Origin of the sequence: Neobacillus drentensis, assembly GCF_036966985.1 — a bacterium.
In the GTDB taxonomy this organism is placed as follows: Bacteria; Bacillota; Bacilli; order Bacillales; family Cytobacillaceae; genus Neobacillus; species Neobacillus drentensis_E.
Map to the genome: position 1 here is coordinate 21,723 of NZ_JBALSN010000081.1, position 26,736 is coordinate 48,458.

Sequence of the window (26,736 nt, forward strand, 5' to 3'; positions counted from 1 at the left end):
TCCCTACCTTATTTCTTATCAATCTTTTCAATTGTCAGTCTCATTCCATTCATATTAATCGTTTTCTGAAAAAGATAGTGCGTTTTTAGTTTTGCATGTTCTAAGGTAATTTTTGAGGAGGTTTGTTGGAATTGTTTTTGCCAATCATCACTATGATTTTCTTTTAACGCTAAGTTTGTGAATTTTGCATCCGCTTCAATTAAACCTGCATCATGTTGCAGTCCGGTAATTTGTACAGGTTTAGATGCTGTAATCTTGACACGAATCCACTGTCCGCCAACCTTGAAATCCTTGTATAATTGCAAATGATCAATTGTCAAATTTTCTATTAAATTGGTGCCTTGTGGGGCCGAATCTTCGCTGCTTGTTTCACCCATTTTTGGAAAGAAGGTATAGCCATTCCCCTCTAACTTGTCGAACTCTACATAGAAATCACCTACTCCAGCAATGGGGACCGCATAGGCTACTCCTGAAATTCCAAATGAGACTAATAATAACGCTAATACCAAAATTCCAGTACCTAAAGCCGACCAAAAAACTTTCTTACTTGTCATCCCCTCAACATATTGAATTGAACTTTCCATACGCACTCTCCCATTTTCCGAATTTTTAAACATTATTCTTTTATTACCTTACTACGGTTATTTAACAGCCACAATCACGTCATCTATCGGAAAAATACGGGCACCCCGTCAAATGTCGGGTGCGGATTATTACTACGGACATATTGAAAAATATTCCAACGAAGAATATAAAAACAGTTCATGGTGAGGTGGGGGCAACATGGAGCACAAATTGGAACAGCTTTTACAGAAGGGGCTTTCTATTCTTTTTCAACTAAGAGAACCATTTATGAAAGAATGGAAAAAAGTTTTATCCACATTAAAATACCGAAAAGATAGTTTAGTAGATGAATTTAATGTGATCATTCAAATTGTTTCCCAACAGGTTGCTAACAATAAAATCTCAAGTGTAGACTCCTTTATCCTCTCCCTCCATACGGAATGGCACAACCGTTTCGCCACGAAATATGATGAAAATGAGTCAATATTCTTGTTAACAATGATTGAAAATATATTTCATAAGCTGTTATCTGTAAATGTATCTTCCACTTTTCTCGATCATCAGGCTGTCCAATCCGTGTTTTCGAGAATACTTGACCAGACGTTGTTAACACAAGATATTGAAGAACAAAATCAAAAATGGATAAAAACGATTATCACAACTAACATCATGCCAATAAAATGGATTGCTGTCGTCAATAAGGAGCATGAAGAATATCAAGTTAATAGTGTAGTCTGTTCGGAGCGAAATCAAGTGGAAAGCCATTTAATTGAGGTGTCCACTAGTTTAAAAGCGAGTCAAATCGACCACTTATCTATGGCGATCGCGAAACTATTAGGAACAAAGGGACAAGAGGATACCATGGTCCGCATCCCTTGCTTGAATGACACCTTGTTAATAGGTCTGGAAAATAGTGCTTCTCCGATTACCGACCATGAAATCGAATTTATTAGAGGAATGTATTTACGCCAGCTAAAACTACTTCATTTAGAAAATAAGATGGAATGGAAAGATGCCTCGCTCCTCTTTTTACAGCACTTATTACGTTCACGGGGGGCAGATGAGGCTGTTAAGGCGATTACGACAGGGTTAGTCGAATATATGCCGTTTAATCGCTGCGCTCTTTTTATGTACAATCATTTCGAAGGGAAAGGAATTGGCGTCTCAGGATATAATGTAAACAATCCCTCTGTTCAGCAGATTAAGGAGGAAATTTTCAAACTCCCCTTAATCAAAAAATATTTCCATACCTTAAACCATTCTCATCCCCTTTATTTTGCGGATGCAGCGCAGGTGTTACCGAAAAAATATGTCCAGGAATATAAGTTGAAATCCTTAGTGGTCTTACCCATATTTGTGCCAACCAAGAGCAAGTTAATCGGGATTGCCCTTTTAGACAAAGGAGAAAATTCTCAATTTGAGGTTTCTGTTCAAACCTTAACCACACTCTTAAAATTCGGGCATTATGCTGGGGAATTGCTTTTTTCGATTAGAGATGAGGCACTTCAGCAATTCGGAAGCTCGAATGGCGTCTTAACGCAGCGGGAAAAAGAGGTGTTAAAGTTAATTGCCGACGGTGCCACCATTAATGAAGCAGCGACGCTTCTTCATCTTAGCAGTTATACAGTTCGGGATTATATCTCGATCATTATTCAAAAATTAGCTGCAAAAAATCGAACGGATGCAGCAGTAAAAGCTATTAAGATGAACTTAATCTCATAATACAAAGCTTGCAATATTATTTTATTAAAGGATACAATGTACATTTAGGAAAAAAGCTTGGAGGATGTGCTTATGTGGAGTGAATTTAAACAGTTTGCCATGAAAGGCAATGTTATTGATTTAGCTGTTGGTGTTATTATCGGTGGGGCGTTTGGAAAAATTGTCTCTTCTCTAGTCGCCGATATTATTATGCCATTAGTTGGATTGATCATTGGAGTAGTTGATTTTTCTGATCTTGCCTATGGAAAGTTAGCATATGGAAAATTTATTCAAACAGTAGTTGATTTTTTAATTATTTCTTTTTCAATCTTTTTATTTGTGAAGTTTATCAACCGCTTTAAAAAGAAGGAAGAACCAGCTGAAGTTGTTGTAAAAGCGGACCCAACAGTAGAATTATTAGCAGAGATCCGCGACCTTCTAAAAGAAGATAAAGATTTTTTTAGAAAAAATGAAACATCTTGACCAATTAATCGTATATCTTTAGTAACAAATAATTTTTGAGGTGAAAATATTGTATACACAAACATCTACTGAATTTTTGCCCTCTGTTATACGAACGTTTGCCCTTTCCCTTGCGATTGCTTTCTTGGGCACTATGGCAGGTGTATTTGTACCAGATAGTTTATTTATGCCGCTAGCGATTCTAGAATTTGTCATGCTTATGATCGCATTCTTTTTCAGACGTAAAAAGGCCATTTCTTATTCATTCCTATATCTCTTTACGTTTATATCTGGAATTACGCTTTTCCCAATCGTAGCCTATTACACAGCTGCAGCAGGAGCAAACGTGGTTGTTATGGCATTTGCTAGTACGACCGTGGTTTTTACAGGTGTGGCTATCTATGCAACGAAATCAAAACAAAACTTTTCCTTTTTAGGTGGATTTCTGCTTGCTGCTTTGCTAGCCTTAGTGGTTATTTCTATTTATAATATTTTCTTTCCATTAGGCTCGACTGCAATGCTTGCTTTCTCCATTATTGGAGTCATCGTATTTAGCGGTTATGTTCTGTTTGATTTCAGCCGTATGAAGCATTACGGGGTTAGACCGGAAGAAGTACCATTGATGGCATTAAACTTATACTTAAATTTTATTAACCTATTTGTTAGCATCCTTCGCATTTTTGGAATTTTATCTAGTAAGGACTAATCAGAAAAGCGCTGGAGCTGGACAGTATAGGAAAGGAGCTTGGATCCCCCAAGCTCCTTTTCCTTTATCTATTATTGATTAAAGTGAATCCGCGTTGAATCACCTGATTAACTGATTTCCCCCAATTTTTGTTTCGTAATAGTTCTGAAATAATTTTCACATTGGGATGACTGCTATTTTGCAACTTATAGATTTCTAGTATTTCTAGTCGTAATAACCACTCATTTGGATATTTATGATCTAGGGTCGCTATTACCTCTTCCAATCTAGACCAACTCTGTTCATTCCATTCCGGTCCCTCACGCAGGCTGCGGATTTCCGCATAAAGCCTTTCTAATTCATTCAGTTGCTGAACTTCTGCTTCCTCCATACTGTTTGTTTCATCTGTTGGCCATTCAAAAAAAGCGTCTGGATCTGCAGCGCCTGCAAAAACTGATGTAACTCTTGCACCGACAGCCATATCATACGTCCCCCATGATGGCTCAAATAGGACTTGCCCCTGATAGCTTACTTGGCAATCCTTAAAAGAGATTAAGATGGGCTTTCCATCTGACATCAAAATTGACTTAACAATCCCCTTTACATTGACACCGCTTTCAAATCTCAACGCGGCTTCGCTTCCCTCAATAATCCCTAAATCCTTTAATTGAGGCAACGAACAATTTTCTAATACTATCTTTCCTTCAAGACTGCCTATTGGGGTCCCAAAGCCTTTATGATGTGTATCTTTGCCATGTTTCACTAATTGCGTATGGTCAAGAGATAGTGCGGTCGGCCCTTTCGTTTTAATATAATTAGCTTCTCCATTCTTATCCCTCCATATGGTTGCCAATGTCCCCGTCACTTGCAAGCCAGACGAGAAAACAAATGTTGCAAGATTATCAGATCGCAAAGCTTTTTCAAGGCTTTCCGTGCCGCCTTTCTTAAATGCCATTGTCGAAGCAAATTGATCAATGGCACCTGCTAGTTCATTAAAATCTTTACAGACAAATAATTGCGGCTGTGGCTTGGTAACATCATAAGGTGTCTTAATACATTCTTCAACTGAAAATGGGATCTTCTTCACGTCATCGGCTAGACAGCTTTGACTTTCACCTACCGATGAAAGCAAACCAGCTCCATAGATCTTCGGATCACTAAGGTCACCAATCAAGCCATACTCCACCGTCCACCAGAAAAGCCTTGAAACCATATCAGCCTCAGATAGACCCTTCACCTTTTGTCTTGCTTCTGCCACAAGCCTTTCTGCCTCTTTCACCTGTTCAGGGGTTGAATTAGGATCTTCTGCAACAATGGTTAAATGGCGGACGGCTTTAAACACCTCTAATTTTTCTTTACTAGCGAGTGCTTTTGCCCCCATCTCACCAATTTTCCTTACAAATTCCCGATAAGATTGATCTAATAAAATCGGCGCATGTCCTGCAGCTTCATGAATCATATCCGGTGCAGGGGTATAGGCAATGTTTTGAATGTTTCTTATTTCTGTCGCAATCGGTAAAAGGCCATTTGCCAGAAATCCATAAAATACGGAACCAGGAATTAATCCATCAATCGTAACGGCCCCCCAGCCAACTTTGGCCAGACTTTTATTCATATCATCTACCTTTGGAATAGATTCCGTTTTAATACCTGAATCCCTCAGACCATTAACATAAGCCGGATGGGCGATATCTTTTAAAAAATAATGATTTTGCTTCATGACAAAACGCCACACCGCGTGATCAATAGGTGTATACCGATGGTAATACTGCTTTGAAATATATGGCTGCAAGTGCGCCTGGCCTCTTTTTGCTCCTTTTCCAGTCATGGTGTACATTCTCCTTCACAAAGAATATTTTACTGGTATCATGCGAGTGACTGCATTTTTGGTCGGAGTCTTTCCTTTGCCCTTCTCATTCTTGTTTTGACCGTAGACATGGGAAGGTTACTTTTTTTCGCAATTTCGACGAGAGAAAAATCTTGATAGTAATATAGATAAATAGGATTTCTATAGATTTCCGGTAATAGGTTAATCTTTTCAGCCATTTGTGCTGCAGAAAATTTATGTAACACTTCCTCTTCTGGGATAACAGTTGGTTCGAAAGAGGCTGAATAGGAATAAACTTCTTCCCTCCAAAATTGCTTGGATTTATTTTCTTTCCGCCAATAATCACGGCATTTATTGATGGCAATTGTAAAAAACCATCCTTTATATTTCGATTGCTCCTTTATTGAAGGATATGCTAAATAAGCAGAGAGTAATACCTCCTGATAGATGTCCTCCGCAAGTTCTTTATGCCTGACCAATGATAAAATATATTTATAGATTGCTCTTCCGTATTCCATGACCACTTCTTCAAATGATGGGGTACGTTCATTTTTCATTTTCCTAAACCTCCATGTTGAAAAATAACTTTTCATATTAATAGACGGAGTGGAAAGTGTAACCCCTACAGTTTTGAAGTAATTTTTCTCTAAATTTATCATTCAGTGGGATTTTGAATGAGCCGCTGCATAAATAAACTTATCCCGATTTTTTTGCAAATGGTTATATAATGCATAAGCGCCAACAAAACAGCACCTGTATTCATGCCAATAATAACCCCGTTCATTCTCCATTCTGGCATTGCTGCAAGCAGCAGAATGAGTGCAAAGGAGATGATGGTCGACCAAATGATATGAATAAATGTCTCTTTAAGTAAATTAAGTCCAAACAAAAAGGCCTGCATCGGCATGATAAAGAAGTGGAATAAGAAAAATGGCCAGAGTAATTGTAAAAATATAGCTGGTGTTTCTGATTTAAAAAATAGCGAAGTTAACTCCGGTGCATAAAAGTAGAAAATAGCTACTGCTGCGACCCCATATACAAAGGTGAGCTTCATCACCTGTTGAAGCATTTTTTGGAGCCTATGATAATCACCCTGTGAGTAAGTCTTGGATACAGCTGGAATTAGAACGACCATAAGGGAATGAGCAATAAATGCCGGGAAAAAGCCAATTGACATGGCCACGCCCATCAGCAGCCCAAATTGCTCGGTCGCTACTGTTTCGCTCATTCCAGAACGAACCAACGCTGCCTTAATGATAAAGGGCTGTATGGCACCAGTGAATGCTGAAAACAACCGAAGACCCGTGGTTGGAATCGATACTGCCATTAAATTCTTCTGGACTACCTTGCGTTTCATATTAGAAAATGGCTGTCGCTTCAATTGCTGAAACTGGATAATAAACATGTAGAATAAGTATAGGAACACAACAATCTCGCTTCCAATAAATGTACCAATTGCGATTAACAATGACTCAGATGTGTCAAAGGCAAACAAACGAAAGAGGAGAAACAATCCAGCGAGTTGAATGGTTTTCCTTAAAAAATTAGAAACTGCTATTTTCCCCATTTGTTGCTTTCCCATAAAATATCCCCTCGCGACGGACGTAAAGGAAATGATTGGGATTAGGATTAAAACAAGCCATCTAACATATGGATGATATTTATCAAACACAGGAATAAACGGAATGATCACAGTAGCTGCTAAAAAAAGAACAGTAGAGAATACAATCGTAATCGTAATGGCATGATGAAGGATATTACGGTGATAACGGTCTTCCCTTTCTGCAATAAATTTTGAAATTGATACGGGTAACTCAAAGCTTGCTAGTAAAACAATGAAGAATATTGATGGCAAAATGGACATATACAGTCCTAACCCGTGTGGTCCTAACTCTCGAGCAAGAATCATATTTACTAAAACTTCAATACCTTCCCCCAAAAAAGCAGCGGCAGCTAAAAAGAATATTCCCTTATAATAAATCCTCAATTTTTTCTCCTCCATACTAATCTCACTTATATAAACTTATGAGACAAGTTCTTTGATTAGTAGGAGAAAATTTTAACAGAAACAAAAAAGGACCTAAGGCCCTTTTAAATGTTAGTAATGACTGTTCTTTTTTTAATCATCCAAGTCAACCCCAGAATGACGATAACTAATAATAACTGGGTAATCGTTGTTTCCAAAGTTGGATATAAACCAATCCAATCAATAAACGGAAGTTGATGCACGGTGCTTGTCGACAACACATCCGAAATCTGCAGCGCATGGATACTAATACCAAGAATTTTAAAGGCTAAAATATAAATAAGAATAGTTGCCGCTTTAAAGAAAAAGCGAATCGGTATTTTTACGCTATAGTAAATAATGGCGAACCCAACAATCGCTAGGATTCCCACTGCCAGGATTACACCCAAAACCAATTGCTGCATACTAATGTATGGGGTGATTCCGGTATAGAATATGATGGTTTCTGCTCCTTCACGGAACACAGACAGAAAACTAATGAAAGCAAATGAAATTAAACTTCCTTTAGCAATGGCTTGTTCCATTTGTTGATTAATATATTTATTCCAGTTCCCAATACTGGATTTATTATGGAGCCATGCTCCAACTGTTAACATCATAATCACAGCAACAACTCCAGTAATTCCCTCAATATATTCTCGGCTGGAAGCTGCAACGATACGAGAAAATACAATATTAATAATAATGGCTAATACAGCACTTGCTAGGATACCTGCGCCAACACCCGCCCAGATCCATTTCTGTTTCGCACCCTGACCCATTTTCTTCAAAAAAGCAAGCAATGTAGCGACGATTAATAACCCTTCTAACCCTTCGCGCAGTAAAATTAATGCCGCATCCCATAAAGAATAATCAGTTTTACTAATTAGCGGTGCAAGACGTGAATTTATTTCTTTTACAATCTCCTCTGCTTTGGGACCATCGACTTTATCAGAACTTAAGAGACTAATAGCTGTAGGTATTTTGGTTTCAAGATCACTATACAGTTTACTATCCCTCGTCTGAACATCTCCTTCGACCATTGGCCAAACGTTTAGGACTTCATTTAACTGGTTCTCGGCACTATTATAGTTTTCCTGTGAAATCTGTGATTCTGCCTTACTCAATAATGTAGAAAGATCCGACAGTGAATAATCACCTTGAACCTGTTTAGAAACCTTCCCTGCTAAGAAATTTTCCACTTCACTTGATAGCTTCTCGATATTCGTTTTCGCCTTATCTAAATCGACGGGATTCTGGGTGATCGCGATTCGAATTAAAGCCATGTATTTTTCGATACTGCCGTAGGTGACTATGCTCTCATCATGGACAATTTTTTCCGAAGCATTCCATTTATTTAGCAAGGATTGATATTGAGTTTTCAATACTGCCTGATTTTCGTCCTCAATCGATTTCTTGAATGTGGCAATGAGCGGTATCATCTGCTTTACTTGTTCTTTTCCCTTTTCTTTATCTTGTGGATTTTGTTCTTGGTCATAAAGAACCACCGCACTGGACAAAGACGAAAGACTTTTTGACAGAACGTCTTTTTCTATTTTCCCTTTAGATAGTAAACTTTGAACCTCTTGAAGCGCTTGTTCAACCTTTTTAGCCTGTTCACTATCCTTGTTCTTAATCGCTTTCCATTCTGTTGCAAACTGTTCCATATTGGTGGAAACGGTTGATTGGTCTCCATCCTTGGCTTTCATTAAACTATCACCAATTAGAACAAAAAGTTCATCATGATTCACTTCCGCTTTCGCTGGATGAACGGTTTGAAAAAAAACGAAGAACATCATTAGAATTAAAATAGATTTACTTTTTGTTTTAAATCGTAACATGTGTCTCTCTCCTCTATATTAGGAAAAACTCTAGTTAAAAAGGGTTTCTCCTATAAAGCCACCTGGTTTCGTTCCCGGTAAACAAGCAAAGATGGCACTTCCTCTATGGGAAATATATTCATTTAATTTATCCATCATGGCCAATCTATTTTGTATTGGAATAAATTGTTTACTAGGAGCACGTTGGAAACATAAGAACAACAGGCCTGCATCAAAGCTGCCAGTCTTTAGGTCCATTCCATCTGAATAGGAATATGCCCTGCGCAGAATTTGCTGTGAACCATCACCATGGGATAAACGTGTATGCGAGTCTGTAGGGATGCTATATTCGCCTTTTTCATTTTTTTGCTTCAAATCAAGTTTTTCAAATTCGCTTTTTTGCCCAATTGGTGCACCGTTTTCACGATAGCGGCCAAAGGTGTTTTCTTGATCTTTTAGTGTGGTACGATCCCACACTTCAATAAACATTTGAATTCTTCGGACGACAAGATAACTTCCATTCGCCAACCAATTAGGGCCATCCCCAGGCTGAACCCAAACCTGTTTGTTCATCTGTTCTTCATTGTTTACATCAGGATTGGCTGTGCCATCTTTAAAGCCAAACAAGTTCCTTGGTGTTTCATTTTTTGGATCTGCTTGTTTCGTACGTTGAAATCCTGTTTGCGCCCAGCGTAAGATCGCCTTTCCTCTTGCAATTCGAATCAAATTCCTCACTGCGTGAAAAGCTACTTGCAAATCATCCGCACAGGCTTGAATACACAGGTCCCCACCGGTCCATTCGTCTTCCAACGCATCAAGCGGAAATTTAGGCAGATCCACTAATTCTTTTGGCTGCTTATGTTTTAGGCCGAATCTGTCGTGATTGTCTTTTACAAACAAACTAGGACCAACTCCGAATGTAACCGTTAAATTAGAAGCAGATAACCCAGCGGCCTCCCCAGTATCTTTTGGCGGGAGAAACTCATTACTCGAAAGATCTCCGACTGCTTTCCCTTCAGATAATAGGGCGGCAGCCTTTGTCCAATCCTTGAACAATTGAACCAGGTCTTCTTTTTTGGAGGTGGTTACATCCAAGGAAACAAAATACACATGGTTTTGCGTTTTTGTGGTGATCCCACTTTGCTGTTTTCCATAAAAGGGAACAATATCATGGTCCTCTTTAGTGGTAGCCTTGCTTTCCGTAATCGAAAGTAACCCTCCTAATCCAGAAGCACCAAGAATCACTCCGACACCACCAACACCAGCCGTTTTAAGGATATCTCTTCGCGAAATCTTTTTTCTGATTACCGAAGATTCATCGATGATATTTGTATTCTTTGCCAATTAAGACGCCTCCGTAACAAGTCCTATTTGTGAGAGTGGTTCTGCTAGTGCATCAATCGCCTGACTTAGTTCTTTTACTTGGTCCTTTGTTAATTCAGTGTAGAGTTTGTAGCCATCTCCCTTTTTGTGCTGGTTCAATAAACTGTACACATCATCAAAACGGGCTTGAATTTCCTTTGAAACGGCCTCATCTTTTTTCGTTAATGCCGGATTAAGCAATTGATAAATCTTTTCTGCTCCCTCCACATTGGCAGCAAAATCATATAAATCAGTATGGGAATAACGATCCTCTTCGCCTGTTACTTTTGAAGTGGATACCTCATTTAAAAGGTCAACAGCGCCAGTTATCAATAATTCTGGTGTCACTTCAACGGTATCTACCTTGGCACGTAAGAGATTAACATCTTTCATTAACTGCTCTGCGTACTGCTCATATCCTTTAGTGGTTTTTTCAATCCAAAGACCTTTTTCAATCCGGTGGTACCCGCCCCATTCTGCTTCAGGAACATCGCCTTCTCGTGCATCAATCTTCGGGTCTAGGTCACCGAACACTTCCGCAATTGGTTCAGCGCGCTCATAGTGCATCCGTGCTGGTCCATAAAGGGCTTTGGCTTGTTCGATTTCTCCCTTTTTAACAGCAGCTGTAAAGGCGTCTGTTGCCTTAACAAATGCTTCAATTTCTCCTAAGGCATATGCCCTGTAATCATCTGTAACACCGGTGAGCGAATCCTGACTCGTAGTTGCTTTTTCCTTTACCTTTTCTTTTGTTGAAGTTTCCTCTGTATTATTTGAACATCCAAATAGTAGACTGCTAGATAAAATTAAGGTGCCTGACACTTTTAATAGTTTCATTTTTATGTTATCCTCCGATATCTATAATGATAATCATTTTCATTTGTGGTGTCAATCAACAAAACCCTTCAATTTAGGTTAATTTGTGAAAGAAGTTTGAAGGATATTTTTGGGAGTCGCTTTTATACTGTAAACGTATTGAAAAATGAGTGGTTACTATCTATACTTAATGATAATGATTATCATTCCTTTTACTAATTTCAATTTCGATTTAATAATATACCCAATTTTTCTTTTTTTATCAGAAGAGGTGTTAGTTTTTGAATGCAAAGCAGCACGAGGGAGATTCGTTTGCTCTTCATCATAAAAGAGTTAGAACATCCATTAAAGGAACTTTCGTATTAATCACAGGAATGATACTAATCCTAATCTCGATGGGATTATCTATTGCTTACGGGGCAGCGGATATAAAAATGGCTACTGTTTGGGAGGCTGTCTCCCATTTTAATCCTGATATGACAACACATCAAATTATTCAAGAAATTCGTATGCCAAGAGCAATCGGGGCTGTATTAGTTGGTGCATTCCTTGCTGTTTCAGGTGCTGTAATGCAGGGCTTAACACGGAATCCGCTCGCTTCTCCATCCATCATGGGCGTAACGGATGGGGCAGCTTTTGCATTAGTCATCACTCTTGCTTTTATTCCAACCGCGACAATGATGGGGTTGACCTTTTCATCATTTGTAGGGGCAGGTCTTGGCGTAATCCTCGTCTTTACGATTGGAGCTTTTTCAAAGGGAGGATTGACCCCAGTAAAACTCGCCCTGGCCGGGGTGGCAGTGGGTTCGATGCTTAATGCCTTCTCAAGCGCAATTGCTCTTCATACACAAGTGGCAAAGGACATGAGCTTTTGGTATGCCGGAGGATTAACCACCGTAACTTGGGAATCGATTAAGATTCTTTGGATCACTGGTGGGATTGGGTTATTACTCGCCCTTTACATCTCAAGGTCAATCACTATCCTTAGCTTAGGCGAAGAAGTTTCCAAAGGGCTAGGACAAAATACACTTTTAGTAAAAACACTAGGCGTGATTGTCGTATTAGTGCTAACCGGTGCTGCTGTATCGATAGCCGGTGCGATTGGATTTATCGGATTGGTAATTCCGCACATTACCCGATTTATCATTGGTTCAGATTACCGTTGGATTATTCCGATTTCCGCTGTACTTGGAGGACTGTTACTCGTTCTTGCTGATATTGCAGCAAGAATGGTGAATGCCCCGTTTGAAACTCCAGTTGGAGCCGTAACGGCAATCATCGGTGTTCCTTTCTTCTTATACCTGGCTCGTGGGGAAAGGAGGGGGCTGTAATGAATCAATCGAAAACAAAACAGAAAAAATTTATCGTCCTAATTAGCCTTTTATTTATTTTAACAATTATCACTTTTATCATAAGTTTAAACCTTGGTGTCGTACGGATTGCTCCCATCGATGTTTTCAAGACATTAATAGGGCAGGGAACAGCCCGCGACCAACTCGTTTTAGTTGATTTCAGATTACCAAGAATGGTTTTGGCCTTACTGATTGGTGCGGGATTAGCTGTCTCTGGCGCCATTTTGCAAGGTGTGACGAAAAATGAACTAGCCGACCCTGGAATATTAGGTATTAATACAGGAGCAGGATTCATGGTCATCTTGTTTATCTACTTTTTTCAAGGTTCCATGAACAGTGTCAGCACACTTGGCATTTTTTTAATGCCCTTGTTCGCCTTAATAGGAGCGGTCATTGCGGCTTTTCTAATTTACGTATTGGCATGGAAAAAAGGAATTGATCCTGTCCGGTTAATTTTAGTCGGGATTGGTGTGAATTCAGGGTTTGGCGCTACGATTGTTATTTTTCAACTCAAAATGAATCCGCAAGACTTCATGCAGGCGGCTGTCTGGCTTTCTGGTGATATTTGGGGAACGAATTGGAAATTTGTCGCCATTCTCGCACCGTTAATTTTGCTGCTTATTCCTTTTGCTTTATACAAAGCACACATCCTAAATATCATGAATTTAGGTGACCAGGTCGCGACTGGCTTAGGCATTCATGTAGAAAAAGAAAGAAGAATCTTGCTTCTAGCAGCAGTGGCGCTTGCAGGTTTCAGTGTCGCGGCTGGGGGAGGAATTGCTTTCCTAGGCTTAGTTGCTCCGCATATTGCGAAACGATTAATTGGGCCAAAGCACCAGTTATTTCTGCCATTAACAGCCGTGTTAGGGTCGTTTGTACTTTTATTGGCAGACACAATTGGGAAAAATCTACTGGCTCCAACCCAAATACCAGTGGGAATTGTGGTGGCAATATTTAGTGCACCATATTTTATTTTTTTACTAATGAAAGCCAAATAAAAAAAAGGGGGAACGGATTGTGGTTTCACTTTCTACCGAGAATCTTCAGATTGGTTATGGCGACAAGACGATTGTTGAAAACTTGAATTTACACATAAATAAAGGGGAAATTACCACTATTATCGGCGCAAATGGCTGCGGGAAATCCACTATTTTAAAAACATTAGCACGTGTCCATGCAGCCAAGTCTGGGATCGTCTATTTGGATGGAAAGATGATTCACAAGGTCCCAACAAAAGAAATCGCTAGGAAAATGGCTGTTCTTCCGCAAAGCCCCGAGGCTCCCAATGGATTAACGGTTTATGAATTGATTTCATTTGGACGTTCTCCGCATCAAAGCGGATTTGGCAAACTAACGGATAACGACCGGCAGGTGATTGAATGGGCGCTAGAAGTGACTGGACTTAGTCTATTTGCCGATCATCCAGTTGATGCTCTTTCCGGCGGACAGCGTCAACGTGCCTGGATTGCAATGGCCATTGCCCAAGAAACCGATCTCTTGCTGCTTGATGAGCCAACCACCTACCTTGATATGGCACACCAGCTAGAGATTTTGCAGCTGCTTGAAAAATTAAATAAGGAACAAAGCCGGACAATAGTGATGGTGATTCACGATTTGAACCATGCGTCTAGGTTTTCTCACCATATGGTTGCACTAAGAAAGGGGACTATTGTCAAAGAGGGAAGTGCAGACGAAGTGATGACCCCAGACGTATTAAAAACAGTCTTTCAAATCGATGCTGAAATTGTTAAAGATCCACGAACAAAAAAACCAGTCTGTCTATGTTATGATTTAATTCAAAAAGAGCCGGCATTAGACAATCGAAAAGTCATGAATTTCTAGTGAAATGGGATTAGATGGGATGGGGAATGAAATGAAATTATACGATGTTACCATCATCGGTGGTGGTCCAGTTGGCTTATTTACTGCTTTTTATTGCGGGATGAGAGAGATGGAAACGAAAATAATAGAATTTCTCCCATACTTAGGGGGGAAGGTTTCCTATTTCTATCCTGAAAAGGTGATCCGCGATATTGGCGGGATCCCGGCTGTTTCAGGTGAAAACTTAATTAAACAGCTGGTGGAACAAGCGCAAACCTTTCATCCAACCATTGTTTTAAATCAACAGGTTGTTGGATTAGAAAGGTTAGCAGATGGGACGTTCCTATTAACTAGCCATAATGGTGAAAAGCACCATACCCGGTCGATTATCTTAGCGACTGGATTCGGAACATTAAAAAGTGCGAAGCTTGACGTAGAACATGCAGATCAATATGAAGGACGAAACCTGCGGTATGCGGTGGAAAAGCTGAATGACTATAAAGATAAACATGTGCTTATTTCTGGTGGTGGGAATTCCGCTCTTGATTGGGCGAACGAGCTGCTCCCGATTGCGCGTCATATTACCGTGGTCCATCGCAGACAAGAATTCTCAGGACTCGAGCGAAACATCAGCAATTTGCGTAAATCAACCGCGACCATCTTGACTCCGCATGTTTTGGATGCGTTACATGGGGAAGATGGACGAATCGGGAGTGTTACCGTTAAAAATATTGTAACAAACGACACTCAGATCATTGAAGTGGACGAAGTTCTCGTCAATCATGGTTTCTGTATTGACCTTGGCCCCATCAAGGGATGGGGATTAGAGTTTGAATTTGGAAACATCAAAGTAGACAGTAGAATGCAAACTAATATCGAAGGTATCTTTGCAGCCGGGGACGTCGCCAACTACCCAAATAAACTTCACTTGATAGCAGGTGGATTTTCCGAAGGTCCAACCGCCGTTAATAGCGCAAAAGCCTACATAGAACCCCAAAAAGAACTAAAACCCATCTACTCCACTACCCATTTTTGAACGGGTGATATTTTATGGTGTCATTTGTGGTGTCAGGCACCGCTTGTGGACACTTGTCCTTTCGAGGAGGACACATCGCTATAAAGCAGGCACCATCCAATCTGTCGGATGGTGCCTGCTTGTTGTTAGGTGTTTTGTTTAATAGAACGGGTTTGGAGGTATTTATGTCTGATATAAAAAATTGCTGTCATGATTATCGATATTCCTCCAAAAAGGACGCACATGACCTGCAGGCCGATTAGGTCTAGGAGAAAGCCGCTAATGAGCAGGACAATCTGATAGGTGACACGGTCAAGCATGTTTCTAAACGAAAAAAAGCGGCCGTGGAACTCTTTTGGTATCTTTGTTTGAAAAATGGTCGCAGCTGTCGGGAAAAAGCAGCCGACAGAAAATCCAAATATGGCAAAAGCCACGATAGTTAATACCGGTACGTCTGCTAAAAAAAGAAGTAGTTGGGACACACCAATCAAAAACGAACAGGCAAATAAGATGCTGTACGGTGAGATTCTGTCGCTGATCAACTTAATGAGAAAAGCACCCAGCATAAAAGAGATTCCCTCAGTTGTATATATCCAGCCTTTTATCGCTGAACTATCTTGGAGTTCACTAATGTTAATTACTACAAGGTTAAATCCACCAAGAAAAAGGACCGGGACCAGTGTCATGATAAGCGTCATCAAGACAATAGGCAGACCTTTAATAATCGGAAATACGTCTTTAAAACTTGTTTTTTCAGTGGGACTATCCTTTGCTATATGAAGATCTCTTGATTCATCGATACTTAAGAACCAAGTAAGGATAAATAAACCAATATACGCGACCAAAGAACCAACATAAAGCATCGATAAAGGCAGGACAACCAACAAAATCCCGGCCACCGCTGTTCCGATAATGCGAGAAAGGGTTGAGACATTCATATGAATCCCGTTTAATTGAAGCAAATCCTTTTCAGACACAATTAGCGGAAGCGCTGCTTGTAGTGCTGGAAAATAAAACGCTGCAGAAATTTGCAGCAGAACGAGAAACACGACCATCCACCAGATCGAACCTGTTGCAATCGCAATTAACATAAATACAACACTGATAGCCCTTACAAATCCAGCCAGAAGCATAACTGTTTTCTTACTTACTTGGTCGGTAAGTCTGCCAGCATAGGGGCCAAACGCAATCCCAGCAACCAAGCCTGCAGCAAGAAGAAGTGACTTTAGAAAATCTGATGGGAGCTTCTCTTGCATAAATTCCAAATTACCAATAACACCGAGCCACAAACCAAGACCCGCGATAAATTCCCCTGTTAACAAAATCCAAACATTCTTATTCCTCAACATACACAGTTTCCCTCAATCCTCTAATCAAATCGTACAATCTGAAAATATAATACTATTCAAAATAGTAACAGATAAGGTGTCAGGCACCAACCGAAGACAAATGTCCACAGGTCGTGCCTGACACCCTCGTTTGACACCGTCGCTGATACATTCACTATATAATACGGAATCTATTTGAAACGAAGTTTGTTGGAGATTTTCATTCCGTATTCAATGACTCTTTCGATTAGGAAGTTTTTTCGTTCTATTGTTATATTGAAATTGACATATCCAATGCTAATTGCGCCAATTAGTTCATTCAATTGGTTAAAAATAGGCGCAGCTACTGATGATGTGCCTTCTGTTCTCTCCCCGTGGCTCTCCCCATAGCCCACTTTCACTATTTGATTTAATGCAGTTAAAAAAGTATCTCTATCTTCTACGGCTACTAACTCATTTACGATTTTTAGTCTTTCACTTGGGGGCATATGGGCTAACATGACCCTATTTGCTGCTCCGATGTTTAGTGGAATACGTAATCCTAATTGATCATAAATGCGGATGGGGTTTTGCTGGCAGTCAATTCTTTCAACGATTAATGATTCTAGACCAATTGGTTTACTGAAATAAATACTCTCTTCCACCTCAAGCATTAACTTTTCCATCTCGGGCCGAATTAATCCTACAAAATCAAAGGTATCATACATCTGTAAACCATATTCTAACCAGGTGTTCCCCATTGAATAATGTTTTAGATTTGGATCCTGTTGTATAAGTCCATGTTTTTTCATTGATTGTAAAAGACGATGCATTGTGCTTACAGGTAGGTCACACTCCTTAGATAAGTCAGTAATTGAAAACCATTTCTTTGTTTCATTTCCAACAAGAACTTTGATCACCTGCATGGCTCGATCGATAGTTTGCATATTTCCAGCTCCTATTTTAATCCAGTATATATAAAAATATCAAAACTATTATTCAGTAAATTCAAAAAATATTGACATGAATTTATTACTACTATAATATCATATTATAAGTTTTCCTGTCAGGGGAAATGAATTCCACTATACGGAAAAGAAAGGAGGATCTTCTTTGGCATCATCTATGTATAAAAAACTCAACACCGTTATTGTTAAACACCCAAAAGAAGCTTTTATTAGTCAAGAACATTTAAAAAAGGAATGGAAAAAATTCAACTATATTCATGAACCTGATTTTTCAAAAGCAGAGCATGAATTTGAACAGTTTCTTTCTATTATTAAACAGCATGTCGATTATATTGAATATTTACCCGAGTCAGAACTTGTGGGACTAGATTCTCTCTATGCCCATGACCCTGTTAAATTTACGAAAAAGGGTGCCATTATTTTAAAATCAGGGAAAAAATTACGACAGCCTGAAGCCGAAGTGTACAAACAATTTTTAAAAGAAAAGGACATTCCTATTTTAGGTGAACTTACTGGTGAAGCATTAGCTGATGGGGGAGATCTTGTTTGGCTGGATGATCGCACATTATTAATTGGCCGTGGCTATCGAACGAATGATGAAGCGATCCGCCAAATCAAGGAAATAACTAAAGGTTTAGTAGACGAATGTATAGTTATCCAGCTTCCGCATGACCAAGGTGAGGACGAATGTCTACATCTTATGTCTTTTATTAGTATCGTCGATGAAAACCTGGCTGTTGTTTATTCGAGATTAATGCCAGTCTTTTTAAGACAAATTCTGATCAAGCGTGGCTTTGAGCTAATTGAAGTTCCCGACGAAGAGTATCATCGACTAGGCTGTAATGTCCTTGCCTTGGCACCGAGAATTTGTATGATGGTTTCTGGAAGCCCTTACACTAAGCGGAAATTAATGGATGCGGGGGCAACCGTCTATGAATATGAAGGAAACGAAATCTCTTATTTAGGTACAGGTGGTCCAACATGTCTCACCTGCCCTGTTATCCGCACATAACTAAAGGAGGAAAAAAATATGTTTAAAAATACAATTGTCAAAACACCCGGGGAGAGCTATATCCATGGCTTAACGACTTCTAATCTAGGAAGTCCTATTTTAGAAAAGGCACTCGAGCAGCATAAAGCTTACATTGATGCACTAAAAACGTGTGGGGTAGAAGTAACCGTCCTGCCTAGTCATACGGATTTCCCAGACTCCACCTTTGTAGAAGACACGGCAGTGCTGACGCCTAAGTTTGCGGTTATTTCAAACCCAGGGGCACCTTCACGTAACGGGGAAATTATCGAGATGGAGTCGACAATAAAGTCCCATTATGAAAACATCTATTATATCAAGTCACCAGGAACCCTTGACGGCGGCGATATTTTACAAATTGAAAATCATTTTTATTTAGGACTTTCTGAAAGAACAAATTTGGAAGGGGCTGAACAATTAAAGCAAATTCTTGAATTGGAACATTACCAGGCGACTATTGTTCAACTAGAAAAGTTTTTCCACCTTAAAACAGGTATTTCTTATCTTGGAAATCAGACAATTGTTGTCGCAGGCGAATTTATTGATCATCCAGTTTTTAATTCCTATACAAAAATTATCGTTCCACCGGAAGAGGAGTATGCAGCGAATTGTATTCGCGTAAACGACTATGTCATCATTCCAGCAGGTTTTCCTCAAACAAAGCAAAAAATGAACGAGGCTGGTTTTCAAACGATTGAACTCGATGTGTCTGAATTTCGTAAATTAGATGGCGGCTTAAGCTGTTTGTCACTACGTTTTTAAGGAACATTGGATTGGAGACTGCTAATATACAAGGGGTGTGTGGGAGATGATTGAACGAGAGGGTCAGCAGAATCAACTAAATCGATCAATGAAACGTCGTCATTTGTTTATGCTTTCGTTAGGCGGAGTCATTGGAACAGGGTTGTTTTTAAACGCTGGTTATACTATTAATCAGGCCGGAGCTGGTGGTGCATTAATAGGTTATTTATTTGGTGGGATCATTTTATACTTGGTCATGGTGTGCCTAGGGGAACTGGCTGTCCACATGCCTGTAACAGGCTCTTTTCAAACATATGCAAGTAAATTTATTAGTCCTTCAGCCGGATTTTCGTTAGGATGGATGTATTTCGTTGGGTCAGCCACTACGGCTGGGGTTGAATTTACCGCGGCAGGAATCCTGATGAAACGGTGGTTTCCTGATGTTTCAGTCTGGATATGGTGTGCCGTTTTCATTGCCCTGTTATTTGTCCTCAACGCTCTTACAACCAGGGGATTCGCAGAGGCAGAATATTGGTTTGCAGGTATTAAAGTGGTTGCTGTTATTTTCTTTATTATTATTGGTTTCGCTGCTATTTTTGGAATCATTCCATTGGCTGACCGTCCTGCACCATTTTTAGAAAACTTAGCACCATCAGGATTGTTCCCTGCAGGTTTTGTCATCCTTTTTGTTACAATGATGAATGTTATCTTTTCCTATCAAGGGTCTGAACTAATTGGAATTGCTGCTGGAGAAAGCGAGGAGCCGGAAAAAAATATTCCGCGAGCCATTCGAAACGTCCTTTTTAGAATTATCGTCTTTTATCTAGCATCTATTGTTATATTATCGGCCATTTTTCCATCTAAGGAACTGGGACTATTAGAAAGTCCATTCGTAACCCTTATGGATATGGCGGGTATTCCTTTCGCGCCAGATATTATGAATTTTGTTATTCTGACAGCGATATTATCGGTCGGAAACTCATGTATTTACGCGTCGACCCGTTTACTATGGGCAATGGCACAAGATGGAATGGCTCCAAAAAGGTTTGGAAAGCTATCGAAACGCAAGGTTCCATTTGCTGCACTAGTATTTACGATGGTTTTTTCTCTATTATCCTTGTTAACTAGCGTCATTGCAGCCGACACTGTGTTTGTATTGTTAATGTCGATTGCCGGCATTTCTGTTACGATTTCGTGGATCGGTATTGCCCTCTCGCAGTTGTTGTTTCGAATGAAATACCTGCAAGCTGGTGGGAAAATAGAGGATTTACAATATAAAGTCCCATTCTATCCACTAATACCAATTATTTGTATCGTATTCTGCGTTTCTATCTTAATATTCTTGGCCTTTGATCCGACCCAATTAGTCGGTTTACTAGTGGGTTTAGGATTTTTAGCCGTATGCTATATTTCCTATTATTTTAAGAACAAAAAGGACAAATTGAGCACAACTAACGATGTGGACTATCGATAACGATAGGGTGTTTTCGATAGGGTGTCAGGCACCATTCGTAGACAGTTGCTTGTATTTGTCCATCCAGGGTGGATAGTTTCGAAGTTTCGAATCACCATTCTGTAAATTAATTAAAGGAGTAACGGGTAATGAATCAGCTAAGTTGGGGGACACCAGAGGCACTTCGTAAGCTTTTGTGCGAGGTGGTGAGCTGGAGAAGCATGACATTAACAGAGGGTGAACTTAATTTTCCCTCAAAAGTAGAAGAAAAACTGCAAGGCTTGGACTATTTTCAGGACAATCCAACTCAATTGCTTCTTCACGATGCCGATCAGGGCAGGCGGTTTTTAACTGCTTTATATAAACATCCTGCAGCGAAAGAAACCATCGTTCTCATTAGTCATTTTGATACAGTGAATACGGAGGAATATGGAGATCTAGAGGCTTTTGCTTATCAGCCCGAAGAGCTAACCAACATGCTCCTTGAAAGATTGGTTGGGCTGCCAGAAGATGTGGTTCAGGACCTGAAATCTGGAGAGTATTTATTTGGCAGAGGTACGATGGATATGAAAATGGGACTTGTAATGCATATGGGATTAATCGAAAAGGCAACTGTCGAACAATGGCCGATTAATCTTCTCTTGTTAACCGTACCAGATGAGGAAGTTAATTCAGCGGGAATGCGTGCCGCTGTACCGAAATTATTAGAACTAAAGGAAAAGTATGATCTCACCTATAAGCTTTTCTTGAATGGAGAACCGGTATTTTCACAAGAACCGGGTGATGAAAATTATTATGTGTATTCAGGTTCCATCGGAAAAATTATGCCATCTGCGCTTTTTTATGGGAAAGAGACACATGTTGGTGAACCTCTCAGTGGAATCACAGCGCCATATATCGCTTCATTTTTGACACAGAGGATGGAATGGAATTTGAGCCTCCAAGAAACGGTGATGGGAGAAACAACCCCTCTTCCGGTCACATTACAACAAAAGGATTTAAAACTTGAATACTCCGTCCAAACACCATACCGCTCATCAGCCTTATATAATGTGTTTTTAATGGAGCGGAATGCGGAAGAAATTATGGATATCTTTGAAAAAGTTGCAGTCAATGCTGCTAGAGCTTGCAATAAAGCCTACATAGAAGTCTGCAAAGAGCAGTCCGTGGACCCTGTTGGTGAAGTTCGTGTATTACGCTATGAAGCTTTACTTAAGCATGCGATTAATAAGTTTGGAACGGATTTTATCGAAGCAATCAAAGCTGCCATTCATGCAAATTCAGAATGGGATGACCGTGAAAAATCTATTCGAATTACCGATGCTTTAATGATTCGATGCCAGGAACTTGCACCGGCGATGGTTTTACTATTTGCTCCACCTTATTATCCAGCAGTAAATTCATCAAATGATGAAATCATTTCACAATGTGTGAAATATGTGAAAGAGCGAGGTCTAGCAAAATTTGAGTTGCCTGTTCAGCAAGTTCACTATTTTAATGGAATTAGCGACTTAAGCTATGTTAATTATCAGGACGATGGGGAAGGATGGACCGCTTTCAAATCAAATACCCCGGTATGGGGCACAAGCTACAGCATTCCATTCGATGCGATGAAAGAACTCCAAGCCCCTGTCTTAAATGTCGGCCCACTTGGAAAAGACGCCCACAAACGAACGGAGCGTCTTCATATGAAAAGTGCATTTGAAGAAGTTCCAGCTCTTGTCGAGGGTATGATAAAAATGATGATTAATGTAGAGAGAAAAAACTGATTCGAATCATCGAATCAGTTTTTTATTTATCTAGAGAGTCTATACTAACTCAAATGTTCAATTTTTGTTAAGAAAATATAAAGAAAAATAGGCCATTTTCAGGAGGGGGTGGGTCCGAGTGATTATGGAGGAATAAGGCTTTACTGTTCAAAAGTCACTAGCATTCATACCAAATGCCTATATTTCAGCATTCAAAAAGTTAGCCTTCTTTACAATTGTTTACATTGTCTTAACACCCCCCCTCTATAATGAGAGTCGTATAACAACTTTAATTGAGGGGGAAATACAATTGTTTAAGAAAAATCTGATTAAAAAGGTTCTTCCAGTCGCTGTCCTTTCTACATTGGCATTTAGCAGCCTTGTCGGACCTGGAGCTGGTACTGCAAGCGCAAAATCCGAAAAGACAACTAAAAACAATGCTGAAATAAAAAATGTGATTTTTCTAATTGGTGATGGAATGGGCGTTTCCTATACATCGGCCTATCGTTATTTAAAGGACGATCCTTCTACTAAAAAAGTAGAGCCAACCGAGTTTGATAAATTTCTAGTTGGACAACAAACTACATATCCGGAGGATGCGAAGCAAAATGTAACAGACTCAGCGTCTGCAGCAACGGCAATGGCTGCTGGTGTGAAAACCTATAATGCTGCCATCGCCGTTGACAATGACAAATCCGAAGTGAAAACCGTCCTTGAATCTGCAAAAGAGCAGGGGAAATCCACAGGTCTTGTTGCTACTTCAGAAATTACACATGCAACACCGGCATCGTTCGGTTCTCATGATGTAAACCGAAATAACATGAATGCTATCGCTGATGATTATTACAATGAGAGGATAAACGGAAAACACAAAATTGATGTCCTTTTGGGAGGCGGCTCCGATTTATTTATCCGTCAAGATCGTGACCTTACTAATGAATTCAAAAAAGAAGGATACAGTTTTGTTTCAACCCTTCAAGAATTGAAAAAAGACAAAAATGATCAGGTGCTCGGTCTATTTGCAAAACGGGGCATGCCAAAAATGATCGATCGAGATTCGGAGATGCCTTCCCTTGCAGAAATGACGACCTCTGCGATTGAGCGCTTAAATCAAAATAAAAAAGGATTCTTTCTTATGGTGGAAGGAAGTCAAATCGACTGGGCCGGCCATGATAATGATATTGTTGGTGCGATGAGTGAAATGGAAGATTTCGAAAAAGCGTTCAAAGCAGCCATTGACTTTGCTAAAAAGGATAAACATACATTGGTTGTAGCAACAGCTGACCATTCAACTGGCGGCTACTCAATCGGTGCCCGCGGCGAGTATAACTGGTTTAGTGCCCCTATCAATGCAGCACAACGTACGCCTGATTATATGGCGGAGCAGATTGCAAACGGTGCAGGTGTGAAAGAAACGTTGAATAAATATATCAATCTTACTTTAACAGATAAAGAGATTCAGTCCGTTGAAGATGCAGCTTCTGGGAAGAAAGTAGTGGATATCGATAACGCGATTGAACAAATTATTGATACCCGCTCATTCACGGGATGGACGACTGGAGGCCACACGGGTGAAGATGTAAATGTATATGCATTCGGCCCAGCCAGCGAACGTTTTGCCGGGCAAATAGACAATACAGATAATGCTAAGATCATCTTTGACCTGCTTGAAAAAGGCAGTAGAAAAACAGTCATTGAAGACAAGTAAGACAGGCTGCTCACAATAAAGAGGATTAAGAATTGGCAATAAGCTATCCCGTTGCGTGTTTAGCAACGGGATAGCTTGCTAAAAAGACAGTTTAACATGATGGAGGAATAGATGTGAAACACTCGCTGATAATTATTTTGTTTGTTTTTCTACTAACTGGCTGTTCATTTGGTTCAATTCAGCCAAGTCCTGAGAGAACTGATACAAAATCAGAGAACACTTCTAAAGCACCCCAAAAGATCTCTGCAGTTGATCATGAAGCATATTATAATAGCCCTCAGGTTACCGATGATTCAACTTTAAAAAAACCAGGCCAGTCTGTTACGGATGAAAAAGGAGAGGCTACTTTAAAAACAATGAAACAAATTAATAAGGTCTATCATTTTGGAGATATCGAGTACACAATCAAAGAAATCAAACTGCTGCACTACCGGCCAGATTATAGCTTAATTGACTATTTCCACCCGTTAACAGAGGACGAGGAATTTGATTTCATCAAAATAAGTGTCGATATTAAAAATCACTCCAAAGAAAAGCGGAATTTCGCCCCAGTAGCTCTGTTTGAAACGAATACGGGAGTGAAAATGGATTGGAAACAGGATATGTATCTTGAACACTTAAATGGGGAACTCCAAGGAAGCCAGGTAAAGCGAGGAAGTCTCGGTTTCATAGTCGACCAAACAAAGGGTAAAGAAATTGAATGGATAAAAATCTTAACCAGTGACGTATTTAATGATCAACAAGAAAAACTAGAAGAGGCACAAAAAATTCAATTAAATTTTTAATGTATGATGATGAGGTGTCAGGCACCACTCGTGGACATTTATCCACGGGTGGTGCCTGACACCCTATTGTGACACCCTATTAAAACCTATATCCCTTTCGCAACACATTTGCTCATTGATTCAGTAAACCGAAGGGCGATAATAGAAAAAATGATATAATACCATGGGTCCCACCAGACTAGGCTGTGCAGTATTCCTGTTTTGCTAAGAATGATTGTGACGGCAAACATGCACAGGGGTGTGACCACATATTTTATCCACCTTGGAAATAAGGGGAATTTCGCCATCCCTACATAGAAGAGACTGGCACATAAATAAAAAACTGCCCCAAAAGCAGTCGTATCTTTGGACTGATTAGTCCACCAACCAAAATGATAATATCTGTTTGTAAAAAGCATAATCGGGAGAATGTGGAAAGACCCAGTAAAGGGGCCAACAATCAAATATAAAATTAAGGAATGGAGTTTTCCTATCATAGGATGCTCCATTCTTTTGAGTAAAAATTTAGCCGAAATATAATAAAAAGGAAGACCAAGAGACGTATAACCTATCTTCCACCAATGGTGAGAATAGATATGAAGTTTAAGAAATAACCACTCAATTCCCGCGAATAGCCCGATAAAAAATACAATCCAAAGCCAGCCCTTACGGAAAAGCGCAATGAAAGTTGCATCTTAACACGCCTCATTAATATTGAGACGCTATCGTTCCAATGGCTCGCGCAGGCAGGAAGATGGTTTTGGTTTAAAATGACCACCATTCCGGGCACCAATTTTGCCATAAGGAGGTCTATTCTTGAACAGTTGGGCGGCTGGGATGAATAAGCGTTGTCAGAGGATACCGAGTTAAGTTTCAGGGTGTATAACTTAGGCTATCATATTCGCTTTTTCCCTGCTGCAGTGACATGGGAACAAGAGCCAGAAACATGGAGAGTATGGTGGAAGCAGCGAACGAGATGGGCTCGTGGCAATATCTATGTAATTAGTAAGTTATTTTCAGTTTTCATAAACTGAAGAATAAAAAGATTGGGATCGACTTATTTTACTTTTTCCTTACGTATTTGCTTTTCTTTGCCGGGGTCCTGATTACCCATAGCATTTTTGTTGTCAATCTATTTGTAGACTTAAACCTCACAATTGGCTATGTATCGTATGCCCTGCTAATTATCGGTTTTCTTCTCTTTTTGACAGAAGGGGTGCTAGCCTTAAGCTTTGAAAAAAAACAATTAACGGCAAAGAATGTTTTCACCATAGTAGTCATGTATTTCACCTATTCGCAGCTGTGGTTGTTTTTAATCGTCTATGCCGTTATTCTAGAAATACAGCGAGTGTTATTCAGACAAGAGATAAAGTGGGATAAAACGAAGCGGTTTAAGCAAGAAGAGGTAAAGAAAGAACGGTCCGTATAGCCGTCTATAAAAATAAAGGCTGTGTTACAGGTTAATGTTGATTTTGCACTCTGTTGATTGGAGTGGAAGGCACGAAGACTCCTGCGGGAGTACGGGGCAGGGGAGACCCCGCAGGAGCAAAGCGACGAGGAGGCTCCCCGGCACGCCCGCGAACCGCTCG

The 26,736-nt window shown here is 39.8% G+C and carries 22 protein-coding genes and 1 pseudogene; 14 read left to right on the forward strand and 9 right to left on the reverse strand.

From position 1 onward, the window contains the following. Nucleotides 1-8: 8 nt before the first annotated feature. Nucleotides 9-584, reverse strand: coding sequence for a DUF6230 family protein (locus V7659_RS06035; protein ID WP_335538811.1), 576 nt, complete (start codon nucleotides 582-584; stop codon nucleotides 9-11). 199 nt (nucleotides 585-783) lie between these two features. Here V7659_RS06035 and V7659_RS06040 point away from each other — a divergent pair, with 199 nt between their 5' ends. From V7659_RS06040 to V7659_RS06050, 3 genes are all read left to right on the forward strand, one after another. After that, entirely contained in the window at nucleotides 784-2,286 is a 1,503-nt protein-coding gene (locus V7659_RS06040; protein ID WP_335538813.1) for a LuxR C-terminal-related transcriptional regulator, read from the forward strand. A 72-nt stretch (nucleotides 2,287-2,358) separates the two neighbouring features. After that, on the forward strand, nucleotides 2,359-2,748 hold the full coding sequence (gene mscL / locus V7659_RS06045; RefSeq protein WP_144552835.1) for a large-conductance mechanosensitive channel protein MscL: 390 nt from the start codon (nucleotides 2,359-2,361) through the stop codon (nucleotides 2,746-2,748). Between the two features lie 49 nt (nucleotides 2,749-2,797). Further along, complete coding sequence (locus tag V7659_RS06050; RefSeq protein ID WP_144552833.1) at nucleotides 2,798-3,433, forward strand: Bax inhibitor-1/YccA family protein; 636 nt, start codon at nucleotides 2,798-2,800, stop codon at nucleotides 3,431-3,433. 64 nt (nucleotides 3,434-3,497) lie between these two features. Here V7659_RS06050 and V7659_RS06055 read toward each other — a convergent pair whose 3' ends face one another. From V7659_RS06055 to efeO, 6 genes are all read right to left on the reverse strand, one after another. Continuing rightward, complete coding sequence (locus tag V7659_RS06055) at nucleotides 3,498-5,240, reverse strand: aromatic amino acid hydroxylase (protein WP_335538815.1); 1,743 nt, start codon at nucleotides 5,238-5,240, stop codon at nucleotides 3,498-3,500. A 38-nt stretch (nucleotides 5,241-5,278) separates the two neighbouring features. Further along, nucleotides 5,279-5,797, reverse strand: coding sequence for an RNA polymerase sigma factor (locus tag V7659_RS06060; RefSeq protein ID WP_335538816.1), 519 nt, complete (start codon nucleotides 5,795-5,797; stop codon nucleotides 5,279-5,281). Between the two features lie 98 nt (nucleotides 5,798-5,895). Beyond that, a complete protein-coding gene (locus V7659_RS06065; protein ID WP_335538817.1) occupies nucleotides 5,896-7,227 on the reverse strand; it encodes a polysaccharide biosynthesis protein in 1,332 nt (443 codons plus the stop codon). Nucleotides 7,228-7,331: 104 nt separating this feature from the next. Further along, entirely contained in the window at nucleotides 7,332-9,086 is a 1,755-nt protein-coding gene (locus tag V7659_RS06070) for an FTR1 family iron permease (protein WP_335538819.1), read from the reverse strand. 30 nt (nucleotides 9,087-9,116) lie between these two features. Further along, the gene (efeB, locus tag V7659_RS06075; RefSeq protein ID WP_335538820.1) at nucleotides 9,117-10,409 is read right to left on the reverse strand and encodes an iron uptake transporter deferrochelatase/peroxidase subunit; all 1,293 of its coding nucleotides are present in this window, start codon (nucleotides 10,407-10,409) and stop codon (nucleotides 9,117-9,119) included. Further along, nucleotides 10,410-11,261, reverse strand: coding sequence for an iron uptake system protein EfeO (efeO, locus tag V7659_RS06080; protein ID WP_335538822.1), 852 nt, complete (start codon nucleotides 11,259-11,261; stop codon nucleotides 10,410-10,412). A 353-nt stretch (nucleotides 11,262-11,614) separates the two neighbouring features. Between efeO and V7659_RS06085 the strand changes: the two genes are divergently transcribed. The 4 genes from V7659_RS06085 to V7659_RS06100 are packed head-to-tail and all read left to right on the forward strand — an operon-like array spanning nucleotide 11,615 to nucleotide 15,449. Next, nucleotides 11,615-12,571, forward strand: a complete 957-nt coding sequence (locus V7659_RS06085; RefSeq protein WP_335538838.1) for a FecCD family ABC transporter permease — start codon at nucleotides 11,615-11,617, stop codon at nucleotides 12,569-12,571. After that, nucleotides 12,571-13,590, forward strand: a complete 1,020-nt coding sequence (locus V7659_RS06090) for a FecCD family ABC transporter permease (protein ID WP_335538823.1) — start codon at nucleotides 12,571-12,573, stop codon at nucleotides 13,588-13,590. Before V7659_RS06085 ends, V7659_RS06090 begins: the two co-directional genes overlap by 1 nt. A 19-nt stretch (nucleotides 13,591-13,609) precedes the next feature. Next, the gene (locus tag V7659_RS06095) at nucleotides 13,610-14,434 is read left to right on the forward strand and encodes an ABC transporter ATP-binding protein (protein WP_283877230.1); all 825 of its coding nucleotides are present in this window, start codon (nucleotides 13,610-13,612) and stop codon (nucleotides 14,432-14,434) included. A 19-nt stretch (nucleotides 14,435-14,453) separates the two neighbouring features. Further along, nucleotides 14,454-15,449, forward strand: coding sequence for an NAD(P)/FAD-dependent oxidoreductase (locus tag V7659_RS06100; RefSeq protein ID WP_335538825.1), 996 nt, complete (start codon nucleotides 14,454-14,456; stop codon nucleotides 15,447-15,449). 125 nt (nucleotides 15,450-15,574) lie between these two features. Here V7659_RS06100 and V7659_RS06105 read toward each other — a convergent pair whose 3' ends face one another. Further along, the gene (locus V7659_RS06105) at nucleotides 15,575-16,777 is read right to left on the reverse strand and encodes an MFS transporter (protein ID WP_335538826.1); all 1,203 of its coding nucleotides are present in this window, start codon (nucleotides 16,775-16,777) and stop codon (nucleotides 15,575-15,577) included. A gap of 170 nt (nucleotides 16,778-16,947) precedes the next feature. Beyond that, on the reverse strand, nucleotides 16,948-17,682 hold the full coding sequence (locus V7659_RS06110; protein WP_335538828.1) for an IclR family transcriptional regulator: 735 nt from the start codon (nucleotides 17,680-17,682) through the stop codon (nucleotides 16,948-16,950). 178 nt (nucleotides 17,683-17,860) lie between these two features. On the opposite strand from V7659_RS06110, the gene V7659_RS06115 reads away from it, so the two are divergent. The 7 genes and pseudogenes from V7659_RS06115 to V7659_RS06145 form a co-directional block, all read left to right on the forward strand. Then, nucleotides 17,861-18,715, forward strand: coding sequence for a dimethylarginine dimethylaminohydrolase family protein (locus V7659_RS06115; protein ID WP_335538840.1), 855 nt, complete (start codon nucleotides 17,861-17,863; stop codon nucleotides 18,713-18,715). Between the two features lie 18 nt (nucleotides 18,716-18,733). Next, a complete protein-coding gene (locus V7659_RS06120; protein ID WP_335538829.1) occupies nucleotides 18,734-19,495 on the forward strand; it encodes a dimethylarginine dimethylaminohydrolase family protein in 762 nt (253 codons plus the stop codon). 46 nt (nucleotides 19,496-19,541) lie between these two features. Further along, nucleotides 19,542-20,948 carry an amino acid permease gene (locus V7659_RS06125; RefSeq protein ID WP_335538831.1) on the forward strand — a complete coding sequence of 469 codons (1,407 nt, stop codon included), beginning with the start codon at nucleotides 19,542-19,544 and terminating at the stop codon, nucleotides 20,946-20,948. A 128-nt stretch (nucleotides 20,949-21,076) separates the two neighbouring features. Next, entirely contained in the window at nucleotides 21,077-22,696 is a 1,620-nt protein-coding gene (locus V7659_RS06130) for a M20/M25/M40 family metallo-hydrolase (protein ID WP_335538832.1), read from the forward strand. Nucleotides 22,697-22,985: 289 nt separating this feature from the next. After that, nucleotides 22,986-24,383, forward strand: coding sequence for an alkaline phosphatase (locus V7659_RS06135; protein ID WP_335538834.1), 1,398 nt, complete (start codon nucleotides 22,986-22,988; stop codon nucleotides 24,381-24,383). Nucleotides 24,384-24,496: 113 nt separating this feature from the next. Continuing rightward, the gene (locus V7659_RS06140) at nucleotides 24,497-25,168 is read left to right on the forward strand and encodes a DUF4352 domain-containing protein (RefSeq protein WP_335538836.1); all 672 of its coding nucleotides are present in this window, start codon (nucleotides 24,497-24,499) and stop codon (nucleotides 25,166-25,168) included. Nucleotides 25,169-25,839: 671 nt separating this feature from the next. Continuing rightward, nucleotides 25,840-26,576, forward strand: a pseudogene (locus V7659_RS06145) (glycosyltransferase family 2 protein); the annotation flags it as partial. Between the last annotated feature and the right edge of the window lie 160 nt (nucleotides 26,577-26,736).